General features: G+C 71.8%; 25 protein-coding genes. 9 read left to right on the top strand and 16 right to left on the bottom strand.

Annotated elements, in window-relative coordinates:
* Window positions 1–6 precede the first annotated feature (6 nt).
* Window positions 7–804, top strand: coding sequence for an SDR family NAD(P)-dependent oxidoreductase (locus BSB02_RS31730; protein ID WP_084964604.1), 798 nt, complete (start codon window positions 7–9; stop codon window positions 802–804).
* On the opposite strand, the gene BSB02_RS31735 is transcribed toward BSB02_RS31730, so the two are convergent.
* Both BSB02_RS31735 and BSB02_RS43185 read right to left on the bottom strand, forming a co-directional pair.
* Window positions 768–1,922, bottom strand: a complete 1,155-nt coding sequence (locus BSB02_RS31735; RefSeq protein WP_084964606.1) for an FAD-dependent monooxygenase — start codon at window positions 1,920–1,922, stop codon at window positions 768–770. The genes BSB02_RS31730 and BSB02_RS31735 overlap by 37 nt on opposite strands.
* 38 nt (window positions 1,923–1,960) lie before the next feature.
* On the bottom strand, window positions 1,961–4,936 hold the full coding sequence (locus BSB02_RS43185) for an ATP-binding protein (RefSeq protein WP_084964675.1): 2,976 nt from the start codon (window positions 4,934–4,936) through the stop codon (window positions 1,961–1,963).
* A gap of 126 nt (window positions 4,937–5,062) precedes the next feature.
* On the opposite strand from BSB02_RS43185, the gene BSB02_RS31745 reads away from it, so the two are divergent.
* A complete protein-coding gene (locus BSB02_RS31745; RefSeq protein ID WP_206185000.1) occupies window positions 5,063–5,956 on the top strand; it encodes a TauD/TfdA dioxygenase family protein in 894 nt (297 codons plus the stop codon).
* A gap of 81 nt (window positions 5,957–6,037) precedes the next feature.
* Here the strand turns inward: BSB02_RS31745 and BSB02_RS31750 are convergent, their stop codons facing one another.
* From BSB02_RS31750 to BSB02_RS31770, 5 genes are all read right to left on the bottom strand, one after another.
* Entirely contained in the window at window positions 6,038–7,006 is a 969-nt protein-coding gene (locus BSB02_RS31750) for an ABC transporter ATP-binding protein (protein ID WP_420855900.1), read from the bottom strand.
* A gap of 5 nt (window positions 7,007–7,011) precedes the next feature.
* Complete coding sequence (locus BSB02_RS31755; RefSeq protein WP_084964611.1) at window positions 7,012–8,025, bottom strand: ABC transporter ATP-binding protein; 1,014 nt, start codon at window positions 8,023–8,025, stop codon at window positions 7,012–7,014.
* The gene (locus BSB02_RS31760; RefSeq protein WP_084964613.1) at window positions 8,025–8,906 is read right to left on the bottom strand and encodes an ABC transporter permease; all 882 of its coding nucleotides are present in this window, start codon (window positions 8,904–8,906) and stop codon (window positions 8,025–8,027) included. The genes BSB02_RS31755 and BSB02_RS31760 overlap by 1 nt, the downstream gene beginning before the upstream one ends.
* Window positions 8,907–8,973: 67 nt before the next feature.
* On the bottom strand, window positions 8,974–10,023 hold the full coding sequence (locus tag BSB02_RS31765; protein ID WP_084964615.1) for an ABC transporter permease: 1,050 nt from the start codon (window positions 10,021–10,023) through the stop codon (window positions 8,974–8,976).
* Window positions 10,024–11,844: an ABC transporter substrate-binding protein gene (locus BSB02_RS31770; protein WP_084964617.1), complete on the bottom strand. Its 1,821-nt coding sequence runs from the start codon at window positions 11,842–11,844 to the stop codon at window positions 10,024–10,026. It abuts the gene before it with no gap.
* Between the two features lie 229 nt (window positions 11,845–12,073).
* Here BSB02_RS31770 and BSB02_RS31775 point away from each other — a divergent pair, with 229 nt between their 5' ends.
* The 3 genes from BSB02_RS31775 to BSB02_RS31785 all read left to right on the top strand — a co-directional run bounded on the left by BSB02_RS31775 (window position 12,074) and on the right by BSB02_RS31785 (window position 15,199).
* Complete coding sequence (locus BSB02_RS31775; RefSeq protein WP_420855899.1) at window positions 12,074–12,616, top strand: type 1 glutamine amidotransferase domain-containing protein; 543 nt, start codon at window positions 12,074–12,076, stop codon at window positions 12,614–12,616.
* A 165-nt stretch (window positions 12,617–12,781) separates the two neighbouring features.
* Entirely contained in the window at window positions 12,782–13,669 is an 888-nt protein-coding gene (locus BSB02_RS31780; protein ID WP_084964620.1) for a choline/ethanolamine kinase family protein, read from the top strand.
* A 12-nt stretch (window positions 13,670–13,681) separates the two neighbouring features.
* Window positions 13,682–15,199, top strand: coding sequence for an amino acid permease (locus tag BSB02_RS31785; protein ID WP_084964622.1), 1,518 nt, complete (start codon window positions 13,682–13,684; stop codon window positions 15,197–15,199).
* 22 nt (window positions 15,200–15,221) lie between these two features.
* Here the strand turns inward: BSB02_RS31785 and lipB are convergent, their stop codons facing one another.
* The 3 genes from lipB to BSB02_RS31800 form a co-directional block, all read right to left on the bottom strand.
* The gene (lipB, locus tag BSB02_RS31790) at window positions 15,222–15,860 is read right to left on the bottom strand and encodes a lipoyl(octanoyl) transferase LipB (protein WP_084964624.1); all 639 of its coding nucleotides are present in this window, start codon (window positions 15,858–15,860) and stop codon (window positions 15,222–15,224) included.
* Between the two features lie 9 nt (window positions 15,861–15,869).
* The gene (locus BSB02_RS31795; RefSeq protein ID WP_084964626.1) at window positions 15,870–16,040 is read right to left on the bottom strand and encodes a PspC domain-containing protein; all 171 of its coding nucleotides are present in this window, start codon (window positions 16,038–16,040) and stop codon (window positions 15,870–15,872) included.
* Between the two features lie 66 nt (window positions 16,041–16,106).
* A complete protein-coding gene (locus BSB02_RS31800) occupies window positions 16,107–16,616 on the bottom strand; it encodes an HAD domain-containing protein (RefSeq protein ID WP_084964677.1) in 510 nt (169 codons plus the stop codon).
* 101 nt (window positions 16,617–16,717) lie between these two features.
* Between BSB02_RS31800 and BSB02_RS31805 the strand changes: the two genes are divergently transcribed.
* On the top strand, window positions 16,718–17,545 hold the full coding sequence (locus BSB02_RS31805; protein ID WP_084964628.1) for an undecaprenyl-diphosphate phosphatase: 828 nt from the start codon (window positions 16,718–16,720) through the stop codon (window positions 17,543–17,545).
* Here the strand turns inward: BSB02_RS31805 and BSB02_RS31810 are convergent.
* Complete coding sequence (locus tag BSB02_RS31810; protein ID WP_143591396.1) at window positions 17,502–17,891, bottom strand: hypothetical protein; 390 nt, start codon at window positions 17,889–17,891, stop codon at window positions 17,502–17,504. The two genes, BSB02_RS31805 and BSB02_RS31810, sit on opposite strands and share 44 nt — an antisense overlap.
* Before the next feature lie 14 nt (window positions 17,892–17,905).
* Window positions 17,906–19,057 carry an MFS transporter gene (locus BSB02_RS31815; RefSeq protein WP_084964632.1) on the bottom strand — a complete coding sequence of 384 codons (1,152 nt, stop codon included), beginning with the start codon at window positions 19,055–19,057 and terminating at the stop codon, window positions 17,906–17,908.
* A gap of 85 nt (window positions 19,058–19,142) precedes the next feature.
* Between BSB02_RS31815 and BSB02_RS31820 the strand changes: the two genes are divergently transcribed.
* Both BSB02_RS31820 and BSB02_RS31825 read left to right on the top strand, forming a co-directional pair.
* Window positions 19,143–19,469: an ArsR/SmtB family transcription factor gene (locus BSB02_RS31820; protein ID WP_084964634.1), complete on the top strand. Its 327-nt coding sequence runs from the start codon at window positions 19,143–19,145 to the stop codon at window positions 19,467–19,469.
* Window positions 19,470–19,501: 32 nt separating this feature from the next.
* Complete coding sequence (locus BSB02_RS31825; protein ID WP_084964636.1) at window positions 19,502–20,950, top strand: amidase; 1,449 nt, start codon at window positions 19,502–19,504, stop codon at window positions 20,948–20,950.
* Here BSB02_RS31825 and BSB02_RS31830 read toward each other — a convergent pair.
* Genes BSB02_RS31830 through deoC form a run of 4 tightly spaced genes read right to left on the bottom strand, consistent with a single transcriptional unit; the run spans window position 20,947 to window position 24,317 of the window.
* A complete protein-coding gene (locus BSB02_RS31830; protein WP_084964638.1) occupies window positions 20,947–21,792 on the bottom strand; it encodes an aldehyde dehydrogenase family protein in 846 nt (281 codons plus the stop codon). The genes BSB02_RS31825 and BSB02_RS31830 overlap by 4 nt on opposite strands.
* Window positions 21,789–21,962 carry a hypothetical protein gene (locus BSB02_RS40795; protein ID WP_158088786.1) on the bottom strand — a complete coding sequence of 58 codons (174 nt, stop codon included), beginning with the start codon at window positions 21,960–21,962 and terminating at the stop codon, window positions 21,789–21,791. Before BSB02_RS40795 ends, BSB02_RS31830 begins: the two co-directional genes overlap by 4 nt.
* On the bottom strand, window positions 21,952–23,376 hold the full coding sequence (locus tag BSB02_RS31835) for an aldehyde dehydrogenase family protein (protein ID WP_084964640.1): 1,425 nt from the start codon (window positions 23,374–23,376) through the stop codon (window positions 21,952–21,954). Before BSB02_RS31835 ends, BSB02_RS40795 begins: the two co-directional genes overlap by 11 nt.
* A gap of 5 nt (window positions 23,377–23,381) precedes the next feature.
* Window positions 23,382–24,317 carry a deoxyribose-phosphate aldolase gene (gene deoC, locus BSB02_RS31840; RefSeq protein WP_240506814.1) on the bottom strand — a complete coding sequence of 312 codons (936 nt, stop codon included), beginning with the start codon at window positions 24,315–24,317 and terminating at the stop codon, window positions 23,382–23,384.
* Window positions 24,318–24,580: 263 nt separating this feature from the next.
* Here deoC and BSB02_RS41155 point away from each other — a divergent pair, with 263 nt between their 5' ends.
* Window positions 24,581–24,730, top strand: coding sequence for a hypothetical protein (locus BSB02_RS41155; protein WP_169729455.1), 150 nt, complete (start codon window positions 24,581–24,583; stop codon window positions 24,728–24,730).
* The last annotated feature ends 62 nt before the right edge of the window (window positions 24,731–24,792 follow it).

Raw genomic sequence — 24,792 nt, forward strand, 5'->3', positions numbered from 1 at the left:
GTGGTCATGGATATGGGACTTGACGGCAAGGTGGCCGTGGTGACCGGCGGCTCCAAGGGCATCGGCCTGGCCGTGGTGCGCACACTGGCGGCCGAGGGCGCGAAGGTCGTGGCGGTCTCCCGCTCGGCCGGCGCCGGCGTGGAGGAGGCGGGCGCGGTGCACGTGCCCGCCGACCTGATGGACCCCGAGGCCCCGGCCCGGGCGGTACGGCACGCGGCCGAGCGGTTCGGCGGCCTGGACATCCTGGTGAACAACGCGGGCGGCCGGCCGCCGGGCGTCACGCTGCCGCGCTTCGGCTTCCTGACGCCCACCGACGAGGACTGGCGCCGGATGGTCGAGTTCAACCTGCTGGCGCCGGTGCGGGCCATCCGGGCGGCCATCCCGCTCATGCTGGAGCGGGGCGGCGGGGCGATCGTCAACGTGTCCACCACCATGGCCAGGATGCCCGCGCCGATGAACGTCGACTACACCGCCGCCAAGGCGGGACTCACCGCCCTGACCAAGTCGCTGGCGGAGGAGTACGGCCCGCAGGGCGTCCGGGTCAACACGGTCACCCCCGGGCCGGTGCGGACGGCCTGGTGGACCGAGGAAGGCGGCGCGGCCGACGTCCTGGCCGCCGCGACGGGCGCGGACCGCGACGCCGTGATGGACCGCGTGGCGCCGGAGATGATGAGGCTCCTCACCGGCCGCCTGATCGACCCCCAGGAGGTGGCCGACGTGGTGGCGCTGCTGGTCTCGCCGCGATCGGCCGGCATCGTCGGGGCGGACTACGTGGTCGACGCGGGCCAGCTGAAGGAGGTGTAGTCGGGCAGGTCGATGTCGGTGGCGAGCTTGTCGGTCAGCTTCATCAGTGCCCCGAACAGCAGCCGCCGCTTGAACATCCAGTTGCGCATCCGGATCCTTCCCCGCGTCGGCGGCGCGAGGAAGGATCCGGCGTTGCCGCTCCTGGCGGACCTCGCGTAGGGGTGGAAGAGCCTCTCGTAGCGTTCGAAGGCGGTGCGATAATCGGCCCGGCACAGCTCTCCGGCCAGCACGTAGGCGGCGACGACGGCCAGCCCGGTGCCGAACCCGGCGAGCGTGTTGCCGTAGGCGGCGTCGCCGATCAGCACCACACGCCCCCTGGCGTAGCGGTCCATGCGGACCTGGCTGATGGAGTCGAGGTAGACGTTCCGCGCCCGCGGCAGCCGGGCGATCAGCTCCGGCACCCGCCAGCCGGCGCCGCGGTAGGCGTCGGCGATGATCCGCTTGTGCTGCTCGGCGTCGTCGCGGTCGTAGTCGAGCTCGGGTGAGGCGAAGATGAGCAGGGCAGGCCCATGGGACCCCTCGACGGCGACCGTCCTGCCCGGCTCGGTGTACATGACCGAGCCGGACCCCACGCCACCGATGTCGGCGAGGGCATAGTAGTACCCCAGGTGCCGCACGTAGTCGCGTTCCGGGCCGAAGGCGAGCCGCCTGACCTGGGAGTGGATGCCGTCGGCGCCCACGACGAGGTCGAAGGTCCTGGGCGTGCCGTACTCGAACGTGACGTGCACGCCGGAGGGCGTCTCGGTCAGCGAGGCGATGGAGTCGCCGAAGACGTACTCGCAGCCGTCCTTCGTGCGCTCGTACAGCAGGGCCGAGAGGTCGCCGCGGAGGATCTCGACGTCGCCGCCGGTGAATTCGCGCGGGACGACCGCGAGCGTCCTGCCGTCGGCGTCGATGATGCGGTGGTCGGTGCCTCCGGTCTGGCGCCGCCGTACCTCCTCCAGGATGCCCATGCGCTCCAGGACGGTCAGGTGGGTGGCGCCCTTGAAGTCGACCGCCTGGCCGCCGGGGCGCAGCGCGGGGGCCTTCTCCACGACCGTGACGCGGTGGCCGGAGCGGGCGAGCCAGAGCGCGAGGGCGGGACCGGCGATGCCGGCGCCGGAGATGAGGATGTCCATGCCCTCGACGATCGGGGAGCACGCTGACAGCCCGTCGACTATCGGCTGACAGCCGCGTCCACCGCTGTCAGCGCCTCCTCCCGGCCCATCGCGGCTCCCCGTGCATACAGCGCCGCGAACGCCTCCACACCGAGGGCGGCTCTGGCCTCCTCCACGGTCCGCGCCACGTCCCGGTCTCCCGCCACCGTGGTCCCGCGCAGCGCGACGGCCGCGCCGAGCAGCACTGCCGCCTCCTGCGGCGGTACGGCTCCCGCCAGCCCCTCCACGGCGTCGGCAACGTCGGCCAGCAGCGGCGACCCGCGGACGGCGGCCGCCGCCTCCCGGTGCCGCGCCCGCGCCCTGTCCAGGTCCCCGGACGCCTGGGCCAGCCGTCCCAGAGCCGTGAGAATCCGCGCCCGGACGCCCTCGGCGCCGAAGCCGCCGCCCTGCCAGGAGCGCAGCGCGAGCTCCAGGCGAGCGCGTGCCCCGTCCAGGTCGCCCGACAGCCGGGCCAGCTCGCCGGATCCCGGATGCGCGACGCCGGTCCGGCCCGCCTTCCTGGCGTACCCCTCGGCCCGCGCCAGGTCGGCCCGTGCCGCGTCCAGGTCACCCTCGCGGATCAGCGCCTCGGCCCGGCGCGTGAGCACGTCGACGCACTCCTCCGCCGCGCCGAGCTCCTCCAGCAGCCGCAACGCCTCATCATGCAGCTCGCGGGCCCGCCGCCAGTCCCCGCGCCAGCTCGCGATCAGCGCGAGCGCGTCGAGCGCCTGGGAGATCCCCCACCGCTCGCCCAGCTCGCGGAAGCGGCCCAGAACCTCCTCCAGCTCGGGTTCCGCCTCGCCCGGCCGCCCGCCCACGGCCATGAGCAGGCTCTCGCCCAGTCCGGCCAGCGCCCTGCTCCACGGGTCGCCGCCGACCATCGTGTCGCCGTCGAACCCCGTGGGGCCGGCGACCATCCCCCACAGCGCGACGAGGAAGGGGTGGCGCAGCGGCCGGTCCATCGCCCGCATGATCTCGGTCGCCCGCTCCCAGTGCTCGGGCGCCGCGCGTGGCACGGCGTGGAGCACGCAGGCCACGTACTCCTCCTCCAGCCCCGGCAGCGGCTCCAGCAGCCCGGCCGCCGCCTCCCCGGCTTCGCTGCGCCGCCCGCTCAGCCACCAGTACGCCGCCAGCGCCGCGACCATCCGCTGCCCGGTCTCGGGGTCGTGCCGGAGGGCGGCCATGAGGTTGGCGTGCTCGGCCGACAGCCGAGCCAGCCACGCCAGCTGCTCGGCGCGGCGCAGGTGCGGCTCGGCCCGCTGGGCGAGCCGCAGGTAGTAGCGGGCGTGGGCGGCCCGCACGTCGCCGGTCAGGCGCTCGGCGCAGAACAGCCGGACGGTCTCCAGCATGCGGTAGCGCTCGCCGTCGAACATGACCAGCGACTTGTCGACCAGCCCGTCCGGCGGCCCGCCGCAGATCGCCTCGACCGCCTCCAGCGACGCGCCGCCGGCGAACACCGAGAACCGCCTGGCCAGCTCCCGTTCCTGCGGGGTGAGCAGGTCCCAGCTCCACTCCACGACCGCGCGCAGCGTCTGGTGCCGGGCGGCGGCCGTGCGGTCGCCGCGCGAGAGCAGCGCGAAGCGGCCGTGCTCGGCCAGCCGGGCGGCGATCTCCTCGACGCCGAACGTGCGCAGCCGGGCCGCGGCCAGCTCGATCGCCAGCGGCAGGCCCTCCAGCGCGGCGCAGATGCGCGCCACCGGCCCGGCCGTGGACTCGTCGAGCCGGAAGCCCTGCCGTACGGCACGGGCCCGGTCGGCGAAGAGGCGGACGGCGGGATAGTCCAGGGCGGCGGCCGGGGAGACGTCGGGCGGGGGCACGGCCAGCGGCGGCAGCGGCACCAGCGTCTCGCCGGTGACGTCCAGGGGTTCGCGGCTGGTGGCGAGCACGCGCAGCCGCGGGCACTCGGCGAGCAGCTCGCGGGCCAGGGCGGCGGCGGAGGCGACGACGTGCTCGCAGTTGTCCAGCACGAGCAGCAGGTCGCGGTCGCCGATGGCGGTGACCAGGCGGCCGACCGGGTCGGCGGCCCCCAGGCCGGTCTGGCGGACGCCCAGCGCGGCGAGGACGGCGTGCGCGACGTGGTCGGTGACCGGCGCCAGGTCGACGAAGCAGGCGTCGGGGTGCCGCCGGGCGGCCTCGACGGCCAGGCGGGTCTTGCCGACGCCGCCCGGGCCCACGACCGTGACCAGCCGCGTGGCCGGCCGGTCGCCGCCGAGCCCGGCCAGCTCGCGTTCGCGTCCGACGAAGCTGGTCAGCGGGGCGGCCACGCCGCGCCTGCGTGGCTGCTCGGCGCGCAGGACCGCCAGGTGGATCTCGGCCAGCTCCGGCGAGGGGTCGGCGCCCAGCTCCTCGGCCAGGGTCTTCCTGACCCGCTCGTAGACGGCCAGCGCCTCGGCCTGGCAGCCGGCCGCGTGGAGCGCGCGCATCAGCTGCCCGGCCAGCCGCTCGCGCAGCGGGTGGGCCTCGGCCAGGCGGCGCAGTTCGGCCACCGAGGTGCCCCGCGGAAGGGCGAGTTCGGCCTCGACCAGGTCCTCCAGCGCCGTCAGCCGCAACTCCTCCAGCCGCGTGGCCTGTGCCCCGGCCGCGGGCAGGTCGGCCAGCGCGGGGCCGCGCCACAGCGCCAGGGCCTCCTTCAGCGTGGCTGCCGCCTTTTCGAGGTCTCCGTCCGACAGCAGCCGCCGCCCCTCCGCGGCCAGGCGCTCGAACCGGTGCGCGTCGACGTCGCCGGGGTCGACCGCGAGGCGGTAGCCGGTGGGGTGGTGCTCGATCAGCCCGGGGAGGGTACGGCGCAGCCGCGAGACCTGCGCCTGGATCGCGTTGGCCGCGTTGGCGGGCGGGGCCTGGCCGTACTGGCCGTCGACGAGCCGGTCGACGCCGACCACGCGGCCCGCCTCCAGCAGGAGCAGCACGAGCAGCGCCCGGGGCCGCGGACCGGCGACGGCGATCTCCTCGCCCGTGTCCGCCCAGACCTCGAGGGGACCGAGGACGCCGAATCGCATGCCCTCCATTCTCGCATTCCTTGCATTTCCTACTTGTTTTAAGGAGAATAGGGCCATGGCGCTTCTCACCGTCCGATGTCGCCCTTCCGTTGTCCCCGTCCCCACCTCAACGGAAAGGCGAAATCCATGTCCCTCACCATCACTCCGGTCGCCGGGCGCATAGGCGCCGAGATCTCCGGCGTACGGCTGGGCGGCGACCTGCCCGCCGACGTCGTCGCGCGGATCCGCCAGGCCCTCCTCGCCCACAAGGTCGTCTTCTTCCGCGGCCAGGACCACCTCGACGAGCAGAGCCAGATCGCCTTCGCCGGGCTGCTCGGCGAGCTCACCACCGGCCACCCGACGCTGCCCTCGCTCGACGGGCACATCCTCGACCTCGACTACCGGTCGGGCCAGAAGGTCGACCGCTGGCACACCGACGTCACCTTCGTCGAACGGCCCCCGCTCGCCTCGGTCCTGCGGGCGATCGAGCTGCCGCCCGCCGGGGGCGACACCCTGTGGGCCAACACCGTGACCGCCTACGAGACGCTCCCCGAAGCGCTGCGCACGCTGCTCGACGGGCTGCGCGCGGTCCACACCAACCAGTTCGACTACGCCAGGATCGCGACCTCGGACGACCCGGAGCAGGCCCGCAGGCACGCCGAGGTCTTCGCCTCCACCGTCTACGAGACCGAGCACCCGGTCGTGCGCGTCCACCCGGAGACCGGGGAGCGTTCCATCCTGCTCGGCGACTTCGCCCGGCGGATCGCGGGCTATCCGCGTGCGCTGTCCGACTCGCTGATCCGGCTCGTCCAGGACCACGTCACCCAGGTGGAGAACACCGTGCGGTGGCGCTGGGCCCCGGGCGACGTCGCGGTCTGGGACAACCGCGCCACCCAGCACCGGGTGGTGCACGACTTCGCCGGGCCGCGCAGGCTGCACCGCGTCACCGTGGCGGGCGACGTCCCGGTCGGCGTCGACGGCGGGCGCAGCGTGATCCTGGCGGGCGGCGAGGCGGCGGAGTACTCGCCCCTGGCCGCCTGAGTTCCGGCCTGCCCCGTCCTGGCGGCGGCCGGGGCCGGCCCGCGGGGGCGCGGTCCGATGGGGTGCGGACCGCGCCCCCTTTCACCTGTTCGCGTAGTGGCAGGCCGCCTGGGCGTCCGGTACGGCCGGCAGCACCGCGAGCGCCTCATCCCGGCACCGGTGCCCCACGTCCGCCTCGTCCGCCAGCCCCGAGGCCAGCACCTGGCAGCGCGGGTGGAAGCGGCACCCGCCGGGGACGCGGGTCGGGTCGGGCGGCTCGCCGGCCAGCACCACGCGCTCCGGCGACTCGGGCAGGACCGACAGGAGCGCCTGCGTGTAGGGGTGGCGCGGCTCCTTGAGGACCTGCTCGACGGGGCCGGACTCGACGATGCGGCCGAGGTACATCACCGCGACGCGGTCGGCGATGTTCCAGGCCAGTCCCAGGTCGTGGGTGACGACCAGGGCGGCCAGGCCCAGCTCCTCGCGCAGGCGCAGCAGCAGGGCGAGGATCTCCCCGCGCACCGAGGCGTCGAGGGAGGCGACCGGCTCGTCGGCGACGAGGATGCGGGGCTGGAGCGCCAGCGCGCCGGCGATGACCACCCGCTGGCGCTGGCCGCCCGACAGCTCGTGGGGGTAGCGCAGGAAGTACCGCTCGGCGGGGCGCAGGCCGGCGTGGCTCAGCGCCTCGGCGACGATCCGCTCCTCGTCGGGCAGGCCGTGGATGCGCGGCCCCTCGGCGACGGCCTCGTAGACGGTGTGCCGGGGGTTCAGCGAACCCGTGGGGTCCTGCAGGACGAGCTGGACCTCCCTCCGGTAGGCCTTGAGCGCCCTGGAGGTGTAGCTCAGGGGGGCTCCGCCGTACATGACCCGGCCGGCGGTGGGACGCTCCAGGCCGAGGAGGGTGCGGGCGAGCGTGGTCTTGCCGCAGCCGGACTCGCCCACGAGCGCCACGATCTCGCCCTCGCCGACCGCGATGTTCACCCCGTCGACGGCTTTGGCCCTCCGGCCCCGGCTGGGGAACTCCACGCGCAGGTCGGTGGCCTCCAGGAGGGTTTTGCGCGCTGTCGCCACCTCGGTCACGATGCCTCCTTGTCGACGGCGACCCTCGCCTCATCGGGTACCGCGGCGGCCGGAGGGTCCTCCAGCACGTGGACGCAGGCCGCCGTACGGCCCGGCCCCGCCGGCCACAGCTCGACCGCCGCCGACGAGCACTCCGGCAGCGCCACCGGGCAGCGGGGGTGGAAGGGGCAGCCCGTCGGCAGGGCCATGGGGTCGGGCGGATCGCCGCCGAGGCCGCGGGGGGCCATGCGCGAGGCGGGGTCGCCGACCGTGGGGAACGCGGCGGCGAGCGCCCGGCTGTAGGGGTGCTTGGCGTCGTGGAAGACCTCCCGCGAGGGGCCGACCTCGACGAGGCGCCCGGCGTACATGACGGCCAGCCGGTCGCACATGTCCGCCAGGACCGACAAATCATGAGAAATCATGATCATCGAGATGCCGTGCTCGGCCATCAGCTTCTTGATCAACGACAGCACCTGGGCCTGCACCATGACGTCCAGCGCGGTCGTCGGCTCGTCGGCGATGATGAGCCGCGGCTCGCACGCCAGCGCCATCGCGATCATGACCCGCTGCCGCTGGCCGCCCGACAGCTCGTGCGGGTACGACCGCGCCCGCCACGCGGGCAGGCCCACCTGCCCCAGCAGCTCGGCCACCCGCTTGCCGGGGTTCTTGGCCAGCCCGTGCACCAGCAGCGGCTCGGCGATCTGGTCGCCGATGCGCCGCACCGGGTTGAGCGCGTGCTGCGCCCCCTGGAAGACGATCGACGCCGAGGCCCAGCGGACCGCGCGCAGCCGTCCCCACTTCATGGTCAGCACGTCCTCGCCGTCGAGGAGGATCCGGCCGTCGACGCGCGCGCCGCGGGGAAGCAGCCGCAGCAGCGCCATGGCCAGCGTCGACTTGCCGGATCCCGACTCCCCCGCGATCCCGAGGGCTTCGCCCGCGGCCAGGGCCAGGTCCACGTTCCGTACGGCGGGCACCTCGCCGGCCGCGATCCGGTAGGTGACCGAGACGTCGTGCAGTTCGAGCAGCGTCATCAGGCGTTCCCCCGCAGTCGTGGGTTGAGCACGGCCTCCAGCGCCCGGCCCACCAGCGTGAAGGCCAGCACGACCGCGACGATGCAGACGCCCGGCGGCAGGATGTACCACCAGGCGCCCTTCGTGGCCGCGCCCCAGTCGTACGAGCCGCGCAGCAGCCCGCCCCAGGACGCCTGGCCGGAGTCCGCGCCGAGGAAGGCCAGCGTCGACTCGGCCACGATGGCGCTGGCGACCTGGAGCGTGGTGTTCGCGAGCACGAGCGGCGCCACGTTGGGCAGCACGTGGCGGCTCATGATGTGCCAGTGCCCGGCGCCCAGCGCCTTGGACCTCTCGATGTACGGCCTGGCCTCCACGGCCAGCGTCTGCGCCCGGATGAGCCGGGCCGTGCCGGCCCAGGAGGTGATCCCGATGGCCAGGATGATCGTGGAGGTGCCGCCGCCCAGGATGGCCGACAGGACCAGGGCCAGCACGAGCGAGGGCAGCACCAGGAACCAGTCGGTGATCCGCATGAGCACGGCGGAGACCCAGCCGCGGAAGTGACCGGCCGCGATGCCCACGACCGTGCCGATGACCATGCTGAGCAGCGCCGACATGAAGCCGATGAGCAGCGAGACCCGGGAGCCCCACATGATCATCCCGAGGATGGACCGGCCGGACTCGTCGGTGCCGAGCGGGAACTCCAGGCTCGGCGGGGCCATCTTCTCGCCGGTGGCCTTGGTGACGTCCATGATGTCCGGGTCGCTGACCAGCGGCGTGGCCAGCGCCACGACGACGGCCACGACCAGGATGACCGCGCCCACGACCCCGGCCCGCTGCCGGCTGTACTGCTCCCAGAAGCGTCCGAGCGCCCGGCGCCGCCGGGTCCACGCGATCGCGGTCATGCGGCCTCCTTCGTCGGCCTCATGACCGCAGCGGTGCTGTGCTCACTGGTGAGCTCGACAAGCTCGCTCACGTCGACCTCACCCGGGGGTCGAGGATGTGATAGGCCACGTCGGCCAGCGTGTTCATGACGATCACCGCGACGCACACCACCAGGAACGTCCCCTGCATGACCGCGAAGTCGGGCCCCTTGATGGCCTCGTAGAACAGCAGCCCCAGGCCGGGCCAGGAGTAGACCGTCTCCACCGACACCGCGCCGCCCACCACGAAGCCGATGTGGATGAAGACGAGCGTGACGGTGGGCAGGAGCGCGTTGGGCACGGCGTGGCGCCGCCGTACCAGATCGTCGCGCAGGCCCTTGGCCCGCGCGGTGGTCACGTAGTCCTGACCGATCTCGTCCAGCAGGGAGGAGCGCATGACCAGCAGGTACTGCGCGTAGACCACGGCGACCAGGGTCAGGCAGGGCAGCACCATGTGGTGGGCGACGTCCAGCACGTAGGCGAAGCCGTCGGGCGCGTCCACGCTCTCCATGCCGCGCGTGGGGAACATGCCGGGGATCGGGCCGATCCCGGCGCCGAACACCATGAGCAGCAGCAGGCCGAGCCAGAACGTCGGCACCGACCACAGCACCAGCGACACGCCGGTGGACAGGCGGTCGAACCGGCCGCCGTGGTTCCAGGCGGCCCGGGTGCCCTGCCACAGGCCGAGGCTGACGGCGATGACCAGGCCCACCCCGGTCAGCAGCAGCGTCGGGCCGAAGCGCTCGCCGATGAGCTCGGCGACCGGCCTGCGGTACTCATAGGAGGTGCCCAGGTCGAACTGCAGGGTCTTGACCACGAAGTCGAGGAACTGCTGCGGCAGCGGCTGGTCCAGCCCCATCTGCTTGCGCAGCAGCGCGATCTGGTCGGGGCTGAGCGGCACGTCCCTGGTGTAGGCGATGACCGGGTCGCCGGGGATGAGGCGGAAGACGAAGAACGTCGCGACGATCACCATGCCGATGCTGAGCAGCGCCCCGCCCAGCTTGGTGACCGCGTACCGCAGCAGCCCCCGCGGGCCCGCCGCCGTCTCCTCGACGGCGGCGGGCCCGGTCTCGATCGGGGTGTCGATCGGGGCGGTCATCTACTCGCGGTCTTCCGCGGCGGTCTTGCGCCGCCTGGCCAGCAGGAGGCCGCCGCCGGCCAGCACGACCACGGCGGCGATCACGCCGATGATGACCCCCGTGTTGGCGCCGCCGCCGGCGGCCGAGGAGGCGGCCTCGACGGGCTTGGCGTCCATGGAGTACATCGGCCAGCCGCTGACGCCGCCGTACAGGATGCCCTCGCCCGGCCTGCCCTCGGGCACCGGGGTGATGCTGGTGATCCGGTCCTTGCGGTACAGCTCCAGGTTGTTCGGGTAGTAGATCGCGATGACCGGCGCGTTGACGTAGAGGTTGCGCTGCATCTGCTTGATGAGCTCGGCGCGCTTGGCGCGGTCGAGCTCCTTCAGCTGCTGCTGGTAGAGGTCCTCGTACTCCTTGTTGCACCAGAACGACTCGGTGCCGCCGCCCTCGCCGGTCGGGGTGGGCCGCCTGCTGCACAGGTGGGTGGCCAGCACCTCCTCGGGGTCGGGGTTGACCGACCAGCCGCTGATCGCGATGTCGAACAGGGCCGTGCTGCCGGTCTCCTCGGTGAACTTGTTGGAGTCGAGCTTCCTCGTGGTCAGCGTGATGCCGATCTCCTTGAACCACCCGGTGAGGAACTGGGCGAGCTTGTCCTCGGTCGGGGTGTCGGTGTGGATGCTGAAGCGGAACTCCAGCTTGCGCTTGCCGTCGGGCATCGTGCGGACGCCGTCGGGGCCCTTCTTGTAGCCCGCCTCGTCCAGGATCTGGTTGGCCTTGGCCAGGTCGAAGGTGACCTTCTCCTCGCCGGTCGCCTCCCAGAAGAAGTCCTTGTACATGGGCGGGACGATCGAGCCGTTGGCGGCCACCGCCAGGCCGTTCTGCACCTCCTCGACGAGCTTCTGCTTGTCGATGGCGTAGTGGAGCGCCTGGCGCACCTTGACGTCCTTCAGCGCGGGGTGTCCGTCGCCGACGGGCTTGTCGTCGCTGGTCGTGGCGCCGTGGTTGATCTGCAGGTAGGCGGCGCGGCGGCCGGGGGTGTTCCACTGCACGATGTTCGGGTCGCCCGCGCCGGCCTCCCACTGGGGCGCGGCCAGGCGGCCGATGAGGTCGATGTCGCCCTTCTTCAGGCCGGCGACGGCGGCCTCGGGGTTCTCGTAGAAGATGACCTGCAGCTCGTGGACGTTGGGCTCGCCGCGCCAGTAGTTGGGGTTGGCCTTGAGCTTGACGTACTGGTCCTTCTTCTGCTCGAACGGGATGTAGGGGCCGTTGGTGGGCGGGTTGTCCTCCGCCTCGTAGGTCCCGACGTCCTTGGTCTCCCACACGTGCTTGGGCACGATCGGGATGGGGTTGTCCAGCATCGACGCCTGCGGCGCCTTGGTCTTGATGACCAGCGTCCGGTCGTCGGTGGCGGTGACGGACTCGAAGTTCTCCACGGCCGGGCCGTTGCCCGCCTTGGCCGCGTCGTCCGTCATGATCTTGTTGAAGGTCCAGGCGGCGTCGTGCGCGGTGACCGGCTTGCCGTCCGACCACTTGGCTTCACGGATCTTGAAGGTCCACGTGAGGCCGTCCTCCGAGGTGCTCCAGGACTCGGCCAGGTCCGGGCTCGGCTCCAGGGTCTTGGGATCCGGCGTGGTGAGGAACATGTAGGTCCACCGCTGGATCTGCCCGGAGATCAGCCGCACCGCCTTGAAGGGGTTCAGCGAGTCCACGGACTGGATGGAGCCGATCCGGACGATCTTCTTCCCCGCCTGCTGGGGATTCTGGGCCAGGGCGGTCTGTCCCTGTCCCACCAGTAAAAACGCCACCCCGAGCGCCGACAGGCGCGCGAGCCATTTCGTCATGTGTGCCTCACCTTCAGGCGGGGTTACCTGTTGTAGAAGAAGGCACACCCTAGGGAGACCACGTGTCAACGAGTGGCGGAAAATTGTTTCATTCCCGTTGCATGGCGCGGTGTTATTTTTCACCCCGATAGGGCGACCGCGTGCCGCGCATGACCCGTTCCGGTACGGCGAGGCGGCCGGTGTGGCGCGGCATGGGGCGGCGATCCCCGGGCAGGGGAGCGGCATGACTATGGACGGCAAGACAATCGCGTTCCTCGTCGCCCCCGAGGGCGTCGAGCAGGTCGAGCTCATCGAGCCGTGGAAGGCCGTCAAGCAGGCCGGCGGCACCCCCCTGCTGGTCTCGACCGAGCAGGGCCGGATCCAGGCGTTCAACCACCTCGACAAGGGCGACCACTTCGCCGTCGACGCGACGGTGGACAGCACCTCCCCGGCCGAGTTCGACGGGCTGGTGCTGCCCGGCGGCGTCGCCAACCCCGACTTCCTGCGCACGGTCCCGCAGGCGGTGCGCTTCGTGCGGGAGTTCTTCGACTCCGGCAAGCCCGTGGCCGCCATCTGCCACGCGCCGTGGACGCTGATCGAGGCCGACGTCGTGCGCGGCCGTACGCTCACGTCCTGGCCGAGCCTGCGGACGGACCTGCGCAACGCCGGGGCGACGTGGGTGGATCAGGAGGTCGTGGTGGACACCTCGGGGCCGAACACGCTGGTGACCTCGCGCAAGCCGGACGACCTCAAGGCGTTCTGCCAGGCCGCCCTCGACGCCTTCGGCGCCTGAGCGGTCAGCGGCGCAGCGGGTAGACAGCGGGTAGACAGCGGGTGGACGGGGCCGGCGAGGCCGGGCTTCGGCAGAGGTCGACGACGTCGCGTGATCGAAACGGTGGAGTGACCCTCTAGCGGGCACGCCGGGAATGGTCTAAATATAGGCCAAAAGGAGTCCCGCATGCCTGACGCGATCGACCTGGTGGCCTCCTGGGCCGGACAACCCGTCACCGCTGTGCCGATCAAGGGTGGACTGAGCCACCGGATCGCCCGCGTGGAGGCCGAGGACGGCCGGAGGTGGCTGTTACGGGTGCTGGACCCGGCGGTCTCGGCCGCCGGGCTCGGGATCCCGATCGACCAGGAGATCGCCAACACGGTCCGGGCGGCGCGGGCCGGGGTGGGCGCGCGGATCGTGCACCTGTGGCCGGAGGCCGGCGCGCTCCTGCTGGAGTACATCGACGGCGTCACGCTCGACGCCAAGGGCGTGGCGGACGACATCGAGGGCGTCGCGAAGGCGTGCCGGACGCTGCACGCCGGGCCGCGGTTCGTCAACGACTTCTCGATCTTCGACAAGCTGCGGCAGTTCATCGCCATCTGCCGGGAGCACGACCTCCCCATGCCGCCCGGCTTCAAGGACGTCCTGCCCGCGGTGGCCGACATCGAGCGGGCCATGCCCGCCGTGCCTGCCGTCCCCTGCCACAACGACCTGCTGCCGGAGAACTTCATCACCACCCCCTCCGGCGTCCGCATCGTCGACTACCAGCTGTCCGGCAACAACGACCCGGCCTTCGAGCTCGGCGACATCGCCGCCGAGGCCGACTTCGACCCTGACCAGACGGCGAGGCTGGCCAGGGCGTACGGCATCGACGTCGCGCGGGTCCGGCTCTTCGCGATCATGTCGAACGTGACGTGGACGCTGTGGTTCTCGGTCCACTCCGGGCTGCTGACCACCAGGGCGGACTTCGACTACGAGGCCGAGGCGGCCGACAAGCTCGCGCAAGCCGTACGCGCCCTCGACGACCCAGCCTTCGGGCGGCTGATCGACGCCGTCCGGAAACCCCCCAGGTAAGGAGCACCACCCATGACCGTCGACGAGGACGCCAAGCGGCTCGCCGAGCTCGGCTACAAGCAGGAGCTGGCCAGAACGTGGAGCGGCTTCTCCAACTTCGCCATCTCCTTCTCCATCATCTCCATCCTGGCCGGCTGCTTCACCACCTTCGGCCAGGCGTGGAACAACGGCGGGCCGATCGCGATCTCGTGGGGCTGGCCGATCATCTCGATCTTCATTCTGATCATCGGTTTCTGCATGTCGGAGCTGGTCTCGGCGTACCCGACCGCGGGCGGCATCTACTGGTGGGCCGCCAAGCTGGGCAGGCCCGTCCACGGCTGGTTCACCGGCTGGCTCAACCTCATCGGCCTCGTGGCGGTCACCGCCTCGGTCGACTACGGCTGCGCGACCTTCCTCAACATCACGCTCAACAGGCTCACCGGCGGGGCCTGGGAGGGCACGCTCACCCAGGCGTTCCTGCTGTTCGTGGTAATCCTCATCCTCCACGCGCTGATCAACATCTTCAGCCACCGGCTGATCTCACTGCTGCAGAACGTCTCGGTCTGGTGGCACGTGGCCGGCGCGGCGATCGTCGTCGCGATCCTGGTCTTCGCTCCCAGCGAGCACCAGACGCTCGGCTTCGTGTTCACCGAGACGATCAACAACTCCGGCTTCGACGACGGCGTGTTCTGGTTCTACGTGCTGCCGCTGGGCTTCCTGCTCACGCAGTACACGATCACCGGCTTCGACGCCTGCGCCCACGTGTCGGAGGAGACGCAGGGCGCGGCCCGGTCGGCGGCCAAGGGCCTGTGGCAGTCGATCTTCTACTCGGCGGTCGGCGGCTGGATCCTGCTGCTGTCGTTCCTGTTCGCCGCCACGAACGTGGAGGAGATCAACAAGCAGTTCGGCTTCGTGGGCGCGATCTTCGACACCGCGCTCCCGGCGAACCTGGCCACCGCGGTCTTCGCGATCTCCACGATCGGCCAGTTCTTCTGCGGCATGAGCTGCGTGACCTCGATGTCGCGGATGACCTACGCCTTCTCGCGCGACGGCGCCGTACCCGGCTGGCGGCTGTGGTCGAAGGTCGACCGCAACCGGACGCCCGTCAACGCGATCATCGCCGGGTGCGCCGTGGCCGGCCTGATCACGCTGCCCGCGCTCTACGCCCCTCCCGGACTCGGCACCCCGGTGGCGTTCTACGCGGTGGTCTCGATCGCCGTGATCGGCCTCTACGTGGCGTTCCTCATCCCGATCTGGCTGCGCCTGCGGATGGGTGACCGGTTCGTGCCGGGTCCGTGGACGCTGGGGTCGAAGTACCGCGTGCTGTGCTGGATCGCGTGCGTCGAGATCGTCGTGATCTCGATCTACTTCATCATGCCGCTGTCACCCGCCGGCATCCCCGGCAACCCCGACTTCACCTGGACGTCGGTCAACTACGCGCCGATCCTGCTGGGCGTGGTGCTCCTCGGCATCGCGCTGTGGTGGAACCTGTCGGCCAAGAAGTGGTTCACCGGCCCGCGCCGCACGGTCGACGAGGTGCCGGTCGCCTGACCCCGCTCGCGAGGGGTACGGCTCAGCCGTACCCCTCGAAAGCCTCGATCACGGCGGCGACGGTCTCGTCCATCGAGGCGCGCCCGAGCTCGCGCTTGATCGAGGTCATGTCGACGTCGGGCATCCCGCAGGCCACGGCCCACTTCCACGGCTCGAGGTCGCCGTCGACGTTGAGCGCGAAGCCGTGGCTGGTGACCCCCCGGCTCTGCCGCATCCCGATCGAGACGATCTTGCGGCCGGTCTCGACGGTCCACACGCCCGTGAGCAGCTCCGAGCCGGGCGGGGTGTCGCGGCGCTCGCAGGGCAGGCCCAGCTTGCCCAGCGCCTCGACCAGGCGCAGCTCGACCTCGCGCACGTAGTCGACGATGCCCTCGCCCTCGTCGAGCTTGACGATCAGATATCCGACCAGCTGGCCGGGGCCGTGGTAGGTGAGCTGCCCGCCACGGGTGGTCTCCACCACCGGCACGCCGCGCGAGGGGTCGGGCAGGTGCTCGATGGGAGTGCGCCGGCCGATGGTGAAGACCGGCGGATGGCTGAGCAGCCACAGCGTGTCGGGCCGCTCCTCGCGCTGGCGCTCGCCGACCAGCTCCTTCATGCGCTCCATCGCCGGCTCATAGTCGACCAGCTCGTCGCGCATCACCGACAGGGGCCGTTGCCTCATGCTTCGAGGCTAGCGCAGCGGCAGGATGATCCAGAGCACGATGTACAGGGGGATGCCGACGAACGGCAGGGCGGAGGCGACCAGCCACAGGATGCGGACGAGCGTGGGCGACCAGCCCAGCGACTCGGCGATCCCGCCGCAGACGCCGCCGAAGATCTTGTGTTTGCTGGAGCGGTGCATCGCTATGCCTCCCAGTGGATTCGGCTTTCACCTGGAAAACGGACTGCCCCGAGATCCGCGTTCCAGTTACCGACCCTGAGAAAACCCTGACAGGGTCAGCCATTCCCGGGCGCACTCGATGTGCTCCCTGGTCAGCCCGAGCCTGGGATCGACATTGATCAGCAGGAAGGGGCCGATTCCCCGGCGGGCCCCGAGGTACTTCTCGTCCTCCTCGAAGACCTGGTCGTCGAACCACACGAACGGCCGCCCGGCCACGTACTCGGCCACATGCGGGGTCTTGAACATCTCGCCCAGCTCGCACGGCAGGTCGGGAGCCATCGGGATGACCGGCAGGGGCGGCAGGCCGATGCGCGGCGCGATCCACTCGTTGGCGGCCTCCTCCCAGGTGGTCGCCCACACCAGCTCCGCCCGCGCCGACAGGGCGAGCTCCATCAGCCAGGTCCCGTGTGCCTCGTTGAGGCGGACCGTGTAGGTCTCGTCGCGGATGGCGCATTGGTAGCGCCTGAATCCGGGCCGCGCCGCCAGCGGGTTGAGCACGCCATCGACGTCGACGAGCACCAGGGGGCGCCCGTGCATGGCGCGCATTCTTCCAGCTTCTCCGCACGCCGTACACTCCCGTGGTCCGTTAGCCTTTGCTGGGTCTCCCCGTCAGTCTCCCGTCAGAAAGGTGCGCGCGCGTGAGCTGGTTGGAAGCGGTGGTCCTCGGACTCATCCAGGGGCTGACGGAGTTCCTGCCGATCTCCTCCAGCGCCCACATCCGCGTGCTGTCGGCCTTCTTCGGCTGGGAGGACCCCGGGGCGGCGTTCACGGCGGTCATCCAGCTCGGCACCGAGGCGGCGGTGCTCATCTACTTCCGCCGGCAGATCTGGGAGATCGTCTCGACCTGGACGAGGGCGCTGTGGCGGCCGGAGCTGCGCGGCGCCCCCGCCGCCCGCATGGGCTGGTACATCATCCTCGGCACCCTGCCCATCGTGACGCTGGGCCTGGCGTTCAAGGACCAGATCGAGACCGTCTTCCGCGACCTGCGCCTGGTCGGCACCACGCTGATCGTCTTCGCGCTGATCCTGTGGTTCGCCGACCGTACGGCACGCAACAAGCTGACGCTGGAGAAGCACCTCAGCCCGGTCCACGCGGTGGTGTGCGGCCTGGCCCAGTCGCTGGCGCTGATCCCCGGCGTGTCCCGCTCCGGCGGCACCATCACCGCCGGCCTGCTGCTGGACTACCGCCGGGAGGAGGCCGCGCGCTACTCCTTCCTGCTGGCCATCCCGGCCGTGCTGGGCGCGGGGGTCTTCGAGCTGCGCAAGATCGGCGAGGAGGGCTCGCCCGACTGGGGGCCCACGATCCTGGCCACGGCGATCTCGTTCGTGGTGGGCTACCTGGCGGTGTCGTGGTTCCTGAAGTACATCAGCACCCACAGGTTCACCGGCTTCGTGATCTACCGGGTGGCGCTGGGCGCGTTCATCATCCTGGCCGTGACCCTGGGCTGGCTGCCGGCCAACGGCTAGCCAGGCAGAAGACCGCCGCGAAGGCGGCCCAGGCCGCGACGTAGGCGACCGGCTCCGCCCAGGCCCGGCCGACCAGGTCCGCCAGCGCCTGGGCGCCCTCGAAGTAGACGGCGGCCCCGACGGCCGCCCCGGGGATCGCGCCCCACCAGCGCTTCCACCACACCTCGTGGACGACGACCTCGTAGACGACCAGCGCGATCGGGCCGAGCAGCAGGAACTTCCAGTTCGACGCGCCCGCCACCCGGCTCAGGGCGATCACCGCGACCGCCGAGAGGGTGGTCAGCCCCACCACGGTCCAGAACGGGGCGGGCTCGTCTCGGGGGTCTGCGTCAACGGAGGCGTCCACGTGGGCATTGTGGCTCAGGCGCGCCGGCCGGCGGCAGCGACTTTGGTCTGCGTTGCCGGCCTGCGGTAGGTCGCCAGCGTGAACAGCACGGTCGCCGCGCCTGCCACGACGGCGAACGTCGTCACGCCCGCTCTGCCGTACCACTCCAGGGCCAGGCCGCCGGACAGGCCGGCCACGAACATGCCGACGTACTGCGCCGACGACAGCAGGCCCAGCGCCACGGGCACGTCGCCGGGCGCGGCGGCGACGGTCCTGAGCTGCTGGGACGGGCCGATCAGCCAGCCCAGGCCGCCCCACAGGAACGCCCAGACCAGCGCGACGGGCAGGGCGAGGTTGGCCACCGGGATGAGCGCCATGAGCACCGTGGCCGAGCCGAGCGCGAGAAAGACCATCAGGCGCGGGCCGTAGGCGTCGGTGAGCCGGCCGCCGAAGTGGTTGCCGGCCACGCCGCCGACGCCGAAGGCCCACAGCACCGCCACGAAGGGCACGTCGAGCAGGGAGTCGAGGTAGGTGTAGGCGGAGAAGAAGGCCGCGAAGGCCAGCAGCTGGGTGACGAGCACGGCGAGCAGGCCCGGGTCGGCCAGCGGCGCGAAGCGGTCCCTGATGCGGCCGGAGGCGGGCAGCCGCAGGTCCGGCACCACCAGGGCGACGCCGAGGAAGCCGATCACGCCGAGCCCGGCGACCGTCCACAGCGTGGCGCGCCAGTCGGCGGCGCCGATGAGCGTGCCGAGCGGCACGCCGATCGCGGTCGACACGGTCAGCCCGCCCATCACCAGCGCCAGTGCCCGGCCGCGGCGTTCCTGCGTGGCAAGAGCGCTGGCCACGGCCGAGGCGGTCGGCGTGAACATCGACGCGCCGACCGCGGTGATCACCCGGGTGGCCAGCACGAGCTCCAAGGCCGGGGCCAGGGCGGTGAGGACGTTGCCCGCCACGAAGACCGCCAGGCCGATCAGCAGGACACGTTTGCGCGACAGGCGGGCGGTCAGAGCGGCCAGGACGGGCGACAGCACGGCGTACGACAGGGCGAAGACGGTCATGATCTGCCCGGCGACGGCCGGGGAGACGTCCAGGTCGTGGGCGATGGGCTGGACGAGCCCGGCGGTGACGAACATTCCGGTGCCGACGGCGAAGTTGCCGAGGGCGAGCGGGTACAGCGGCCGGTTCACGCGATCCTCCAAAAAGTTGGACGCTCATCAAACTGGCTCAAAGTTGGATTGTTGTCAAACCCTCAAACCGTCGTAGAGTGAGGGCATGAGCCTGTTGCCGCACCCGGCCACCGAGGAGATCCAGCTCGCGGAGGTGCTCCGCGCCCTGGCCGACCCCGTGCGCCTGGAGATCGTCGACCGGCTCTCCAGGGAGGGCGAGCTCACCTGCACCGGCCTCGGGTCCGAGGTCGGGCTCCACAAGTCGACGATGTCGCACCACTACCGGATCCTGCGGGAGTCCGGGCTCACGCTGACCCGGCAGGAGGGGCGGCGCAAGTTCATCCGCCTGCGCCGCGAGGACCTGGAGAAGCGGTTCCCCGGCCTGCTGGAGTCCGTTCTGGACGCGCTGGAGAGGACGGGCCCGCAAGGCTAGGCGAACGCCCGATCAAGGTCCAAAATCGGGACATGTCATGGGCTGGAAGATCGGCCGTCGAGATCGCCGAGGCGGTACGGCGGGGCGAGGTGTCGGCCGTCGCGGTCGTCCAGGACCACCTCGACGCCGTCGCCGAGCGCGACGGCCGGATCGGCGCGTTCCGCCGGGTCAGGGAGCAGGCGCTCGACGAGGCGCGTGCCGTACAGAAACGCGCGGACCTGGAGGACCTGCCGCTGGCCGGGGTGCCGGTGGCGGTGAAGGACAACCTGGAGGTCGCGGGTGAGGCGCCGCGCAACGGCTCGCGCGCCGGCGCCGGGGAACCCGCCCGCGAGGACCATCCCGTGGTCGCCCGGCTGCGCGCCGCGGGCGCCGTCGTCCTGGGCCTGACGAACGTTCCCGAGCTGTGCCTGGTCGGCGTCGGCGACAGCGTCTACGGGACGGTGCGCAACCCGTGGCAGCCCGAGCGCACCGCGGGCGGGTCCTCCAGCGGCTCCGCCGCGGCCGTGGCCGCCGGGATGGCGCCGATCGCCGTCGGCAACGACGGCATGGGCTCGCTGCGCATCCCCGCCGCCGCGTGCGGCGTGCTCGCCATCAAGCCCGGCCCGAGGCTGGTCCCGCCGCCCGCCCACGCCTGGCGCGGCCTGTCGGAGAACGGCCCGATCGCCACCACCGTGGCCGACCTCGCGCTCGCGCTGTCGGTGATCGCCGCCGACCCCGATCTGGCCGAGTCCTGGCAGTACGGCAGGCGCACCGAACCCGCGCCCCGCCCCCTGCGCTCGGTCTGGGACGAGTCCGACGACTACGCCTTCCGTGCGCCCCGCGAGCGCCCGGCCAGCCCGGAGCCGTTCGACCTGCGGGTGGCCGCGGCGCCCCAGCCGCTGCCGCCCGGCCTGCATGTCGACGCCGAGTTCCAGGCCGCGGTGCGCGCCGCCGTCGACACGCTGCGCATGGCCGGGCACACCGCCGTCGAGCACGGGCGGCGGCTCCCCGTCTGGCTCGGCCCGGCGACGGTGGCCGCCTGGCTGGCCTGCGCCGCCGACGACGCCGCCGGGCTGGACCGCAGGCTGCTGGAGCCGCGCACCCGGTCCATGGCCCGCGCCGGATGGCTGCTCAACCGGCTCAAGCTGGACGGCTCGCGCGGCCGGGCCCGCTGGCGCGACGGCGCGGCGGAGACGTGGTTCGGCGACGCCGACGTCGTCGCCACGCCGACCGTCGCCCTGCTCCCGCCCCCGGCACGCCGCTGGGGCAGCCGCGGCCTGCTCCGCAACCTCGCGCTGAACGTCCGCTTCGCCCCGGCGACCGGCCCGTGGAACATGTGCGGCTGGCCCGCGATCACCGTGCCGTTCGCCACCCACTCCACCGGCCTGCCCATCGGCGTGCAGCTCGTCGCCCCGCCGGGCGGCGAACCCCAGCTGCTCGGCCTGGCCGCCCAGCTGGAGTCCGCCCGCCCGTGGCCACGGCACGCGCCGGGCTACGGCTAGATCCCGGCCGGGTGCCAGACGGTCTTGGTCTCCAGGAACCGGGTCATCCGCTCGATCCCCGGCTCGGCGCTCCAGTCGGGCGTGACGGGCCGCAGCACGCGCTTGAGGTTCTCGGCCGCCGCCTGCTCGCAGGCCAGCGCCAGCTCGGGATCGGTCACGCCGGTCAGGTCGAGCCCGTTGACGTCCATGTGGGAGGCCAGCCAGGGGGCCAGCTCGGCCTGGTGACCGGTGAGGATGTTCACCACCCCGCCCGGCAGGTCGGAGGTGGCCAGCACCTCCCCCAGCGTGATCGCCGGGAGCGGCGCCCGCTCGGCCGCGACCACGACGCACGTGTTGCCCGTGACGATCACGGGCGCGACCACCGAGATCAGGCCGAGCAGCGGGTCGGCCGGTGCGACGACGCCGACGACGCCGGTCGGCTCGGGGGTGGACAGGTTGAGGTACGGCCCGGCCACAGGGTTCGGCGTGCCGTACACCGAGGCGATCTTGTCGGCCCACCCGGCGTACCAGACGAGCCTGTCGACGGCGGCGTCCACGGCCTCCAGCGCGGGCTTCTTCCCGCCGCCCACCTCCTCGGCGAACTGCGCGCGCCGCCCCTCCAGCATCTCGGCGATCCGGTAGAGGATCTGCCCCCTGTTGTACGGCGTCGCCCCCGACCAGCCGGGGAAGGCCTTGCGCGCGGCGGAGACCGCGTCGCGGACGTCCTTGCGCGAGGCCCTGGCGGCGTTGGCGAGGAAGTCGCCCTTGGGCGAGGTCACGACGTAGGACCTCCCGCTCTCGGACCGGGGGAAGGCCCCGCCGATGAACAACTTGTAGGTCTTGCGGACGGACAGCCTGCTCATCGCCGCGGCTCCTGGATCGGCAGGACGGGCTCGAAGATGTGCCCGCAGCGGCTGACCCCGCACCGGTGGGCGTAGGAGCCGGTGCGGACCGGGCGGCCCGCCCGCGCCAGCGCCTTGCCACGGGCGGCCTGCGCCCGCCTCCTGCGTCGCTTGGAGTAATCACACGTCAAGGTAGGCCTCCAGCCCGATCTTCCCGCCCTCGCGGCCGTATCCCGACTCCTTGTACCCGCCGAACGGCGAGGCCGGGTCGAACTTGTTGAAGGTGTTGGCCCAGACCACGCCGGCGCGCAGCCGGTCGGCCATCCACAGGATGCGCGAGCCCTTCTCGGTCCAGACGCCCGCCGACAGGCCGTAGGGGGTGTTGTTGGCCTTCTCCACCGCCTCGGCGGGGGTGCGGAAGGTCAGCACCGACAGGACCGGGCCGAAGATCTCCTCGCGGGCGATCCTGTGGGACTGGGCCACGCCGGTGAACAGCGTCGGCGGGAACCAGAAGCCGCGCTGCGGCAGCTCGCACGCGGGCGACCAGCGCTCGGCGCCCTCGCTCTCCCCGGCCGCGGACAGGTCGCGGATCTTGGCCAGCTGCTCGGCGGAGTTGATCGCGCCGATGTCGGTGTTCTTGTCCAGCGGGTCGCCCACGCGCAGGGTGGCCATGCGGCGCCTGAGCGAGTCCAGCAGCTCCTCCTGGATCGACTCCTGCACCAGCAGCCGCGAGCCCGCGCAGCAGACGTGGCCCTGGTTGAAGAAGATGCCGTTGACGATGCCCTCGACGGCCTGGTCGATCGGCGCGTCCTCGAAGACGATGTTCGCGGCCTTGCCGCCGAGCTCCAGCGTGAGCTTCTTGTTCGTCCCCGCCACCGTGCGGGCGATGACGCGCCCGACCTCGGTGGAGCCGGTGAAGGCCACCTTGTCCACGTCGGGGTGGGCGACCACGGCCGCGCCGGTGTCGCCCGCGCCGGTCACGATGTTGACCACGCCCGGCGGCAGGTCGGCCTGCTGGCAGATCTCCGCGAAGGCCAGCGCGGTCAGCGGCGTCGTCTCGGCTGGCTTGAGCACCACCGTGTTGCCGCAGGCCAGGGCCGGGGCGATCTTCCAGGCCAGCATGAGCAGCGGGAAGTTCCACGGGATGACCTGGCCTGCCACGCCCAGCGGGCGCGGGTTGTCGCCGAAGCCGGCGTAGCGCAGCTTGTCGGCCCAGCCCGCGTAGTAGAAGAAGTGCGCGGCCACCAGCGGCAGGTCCACGTCGCGCGACTCGCGGATGGGCTTGCCGTTGTCGAGGGACTCCAGGACGGCCAGCTCGCGGGCGCGCTCCTGGATGATGCGCGCGATGCGGAACAGGTACTTGGCGCGCTCGGCGCCGGGCAGCGCGCTCCAGACCCCGAAGGCCTTGCGCGCGGCCTGGACGGCGCGGTCGACGTCGTCGGAGGTCGCCGTGGCGACCTCGGCGAGCGGCTCCTCGGTCGCGGGGTTGACCGTCTTGAGGCCGGGCCCGCCGCCGTCCACGAACTCGCCGTTGACGAACAGCCCGTAGGACGGCTTGATGTCGACGATGTCGCGCGATTCCGGTGCGGGTGCGTATTCGAACATCGTGATCAGTCCAGGGTGAAGTAGTCGGGTCCGGCGTAGCGTCCGGTGGTGAGCTTCTCGCGCTGCATGAGCAGGTCGTTGAGGAGCGTGGAGGCGCCGAGCCTGAACCAGTCGGGGGTCAGCCAGTCGTCGCCGACGGTCTCGTTGACCAGCACCAGCATCTTGATCGCGTCCTTGGTGGTGCGGATGCCGCCCGCGGGCTTGACGCCGACCTGGATCCCGGTCTCGTCGCGGTAGTCGCGGACCGCCTCCAGCATGACGAGCGTCACGGGGAGCGTGGCGGCGGGCTGCACCTTGCCTGTCGAGGTCTTGATGAAGTCGGCGCCGGCCAGCATGGCCAGCCACGAGGCGCGCCGTACGTTGTCGTAGGTCGCCAGCTCGCCGGTCTCCAGGATCACCTTCAGGTGGGCCGCGCCGCAGGCGGCCTTCACCGCGACGATCTCCTCGAACACCTTCAGGTAGTCGCCGGCCAGGAACGCGCCGCGGTCGATCACCATGTCGACCTCGTCGGCGCCCGCGGCGACCGCCAGCGCGGTGTCGGCCACCTTGACCTCCAGGGAGGAGCGGCCGCTGGGGAAGGCGGTGGCGACCGAGGCCACCTTCACGCCGGAGCCCTTCAGCGCCTCGGCGGCCACGTGGACCAGGTCGGGATAGACGCAGACCGCCGCGACCCTGGGCGCCCCGGCTCCGGGGTGCATCGCCTTGGTGCACAGCGCGCGCACCTTGCCGGGGGTGTCGGCGCCCTCCAGCGTGGTCAGGTCGACCATCGAGACGGCCAGGTCGATGGCCTTGGCCTTGGCGGTGGTCTTGATGGACCGGGTGCCCAGCATCGCGGCGCGCTGGTCCGCGCCCACCCGGTCCACGCCGGGCAGGCCGTGCAGGAAGGCCCGCAGGGTGGCGTTGGAGGAGGCCACCTCTGCGAGCGAGGTCGTAGTTGACACCCTCACAGCATCGCCGACCCGCGCGTGTGATTCCAAACTCACGGATGGGAGAGAATGGCCTGTTCGCCGTGGGCGTCCATCGGTGCCGGCGTGGAGGAGATCAGGAGAAGCCTCACGGGGCTCCATGCTGGCACCGCCTTAGCCCGGCGGGGGCGCGTCCTAGGTAGCGCTAAGGCGATGGTTCGGCAAGAGATAAGGCATCCGCCCGATGTGACGGGGTGGGCCTTAGGCCGACTCTTGAACTAGGACGCGAAGGAGATGACATGAATCCCGAGATCGAGTACCAGCTGATCAAGAACCACACCAGCGACATGTACCGCGAGGCGGCCAACCACCGCCGGGTACGCGAGGCCGTGAAGGCGGGCAAGGCCGAGCGCCGCTCGGTCTTCGGCAAGCGTCGTCACGCCTCATGACCGCCTCAGGAGAGCCCGGCCGCAACCTCCCTCGCGGCCGGGCCTCGCAGCCCCCATGAGGG

This window comes from Thermoactinospora rubra, from assembly GCF_002093975.1.
Taxonomy (GTDB): Bacteria; Actinomycetota; Actinomycetes; order Streptosporangiales; family Streptosporangiaceae; genus Nonomuraea; species Nonomuraea rubra_A.

What these genes read in the sequence shown, in the direction of transcription:
- BSB02_RS31785 (WP_084964622.1), top strand. Translation starts at nt 13,682, where the DNA reads ATGACCGTCGACGAGGACGCCAAGCGGCTCGCCGAGCTCGGCTACAAG.
- BSB02_RS31800 (WP_084964677.1), bottom strand. Translation starts at nt 16,616, where the DNA reads ATGCACGGGCGCCCCCTGGTGCTCGTCGACGTCGATGGCGTGCTCAAC.
- BSB02_RS31820 (WP_084964634.1), top strand. Translation starts at nt 19,143, where the DNA reads ATGAGCCTGTTGCCGCACCCGGCCACCGAGGAGATCCAGCTCGCGGAG.
- BSB02_RS31760 (WP_084964613.1), bottom strand. Translation starts at nt 8,906, where the DNA reads ATGACCGCGATCGCGTGGACCCGGCGGCGCCGGGCGCTCGGACGCTTC.
- BSB02_RS31780 (WP_084964620.1), top strand. Translation starts at nt 12,782, where the DNA reads ATGCCTGACGCGATCGACCTGGTGGCCTCCTGGGCCGGACAACCCGTC.
- BSB02_RS31825 (WP_084964636.1), top strand. Translation starts at nt 19,502, where the DNA reads ATGTCATGGGCTGGAAGATCGGCCGTCGAGATCGCCGAGGCGGTACGG.
- BSB02_RS31765 (WP_084964615.1), bottom strand. Translation starts at nt 10,023, where the DNA reads ATGACCGCCCCGATCGACACCCCGATCGAGACCGGGCCCGCCGCCGTC.
- BSB02_RS43185 (WP_084964675.1), bottom strand. Translation starts at nt 4,936, where the DNA reads ATGCGATTCGGCGTCCTCGGTCCCCTCGAGGTCTGGGCGGACACGGGC.
- BSB02_RS41155 (WP_169729455.1), top strand. Translation starts at nt 24,581, where the DNA reads ATGAATCCCGAGATCGAGTACCAGCTGATCAAGAACCACACCAGCGAC.
- BSB02_RS31735 (WP_084964606.1), bottom strand. Translation starts at nt 1,922, where the DNA reads ATGGACATCCTCATCTCCGGCGCCGGCATCGCCGGTCCCGCCCTCGCG.
- BSB02_RS31730 (WP_084964604.1), top strand. Translation starts at nt 7, where the DNA reads ATGGATATGGGACTTGACGGCAAGGTGGCCGTGGTGACCGGCGGCTCC.
- BSB02_RS31770 (WP_084964617.1), bottom strand. Translation starts at nt 11,844, where the DNA reads ATGACGAAATGGCTCGCGCGCCTGTCGGCGCTCGGGGTGGCGTTTTTA.
- BSB02_RS31795 (WP_084964626.1), bottom strand. Translation starts at nt 16,040, where the DNA reads ATGCACCGCTCCAGCAAACACAAGATCTTCGGCGGCGTCTGCGGCGGG.
- BSB02_RS31835 (WP_084964640.1), bottom strand. Translation starts at nt 23,376, where the DNA reads ATGTTCGAATACGCACCCGCACCGGAATCGCGCGACATCGTCGACATC.
- BSB02_RS31775 (WP_420855899.1), top strand. Translation starts at nt 12,074, where the DNA reads ATGGACGGCAAGACAATCGCGTTCCTCGTCGCCCCCGAGGGCGTCGAG.
- lipB (WP_084964624.1), bottom strand. Translation starts at nt 15,860, where the DNA reads ATGAGGCAACGGCCCCTGTCGGTGATGCGCGACGAGCTGGTCGACTAT.
- BSB02_RS31745 (WP_206185000.1), top strand. Translation starts at nt 5,063, where the DNA reads ATGTCCCTCACCATCACTCCGGTCGCCGGGCGCATAGGCGCCGAGATC.
- BSB02_RS31830 (WP_084964638.1), bottom strand. Translation starts at nt 21,792, where the DNA reads ATGAGCAGGCTGTCCGTCCGCAAGACCTACAAGTTGTTCATCGGCGGG.
- BSB02_RS31755 (WP_084964611.1), bottom strand. Translation starts at nt 8,025, where the DNA reads ATGACGCTGCTCGAACTGCACGACGTCTCGGTCACCTACCGGATCGCG.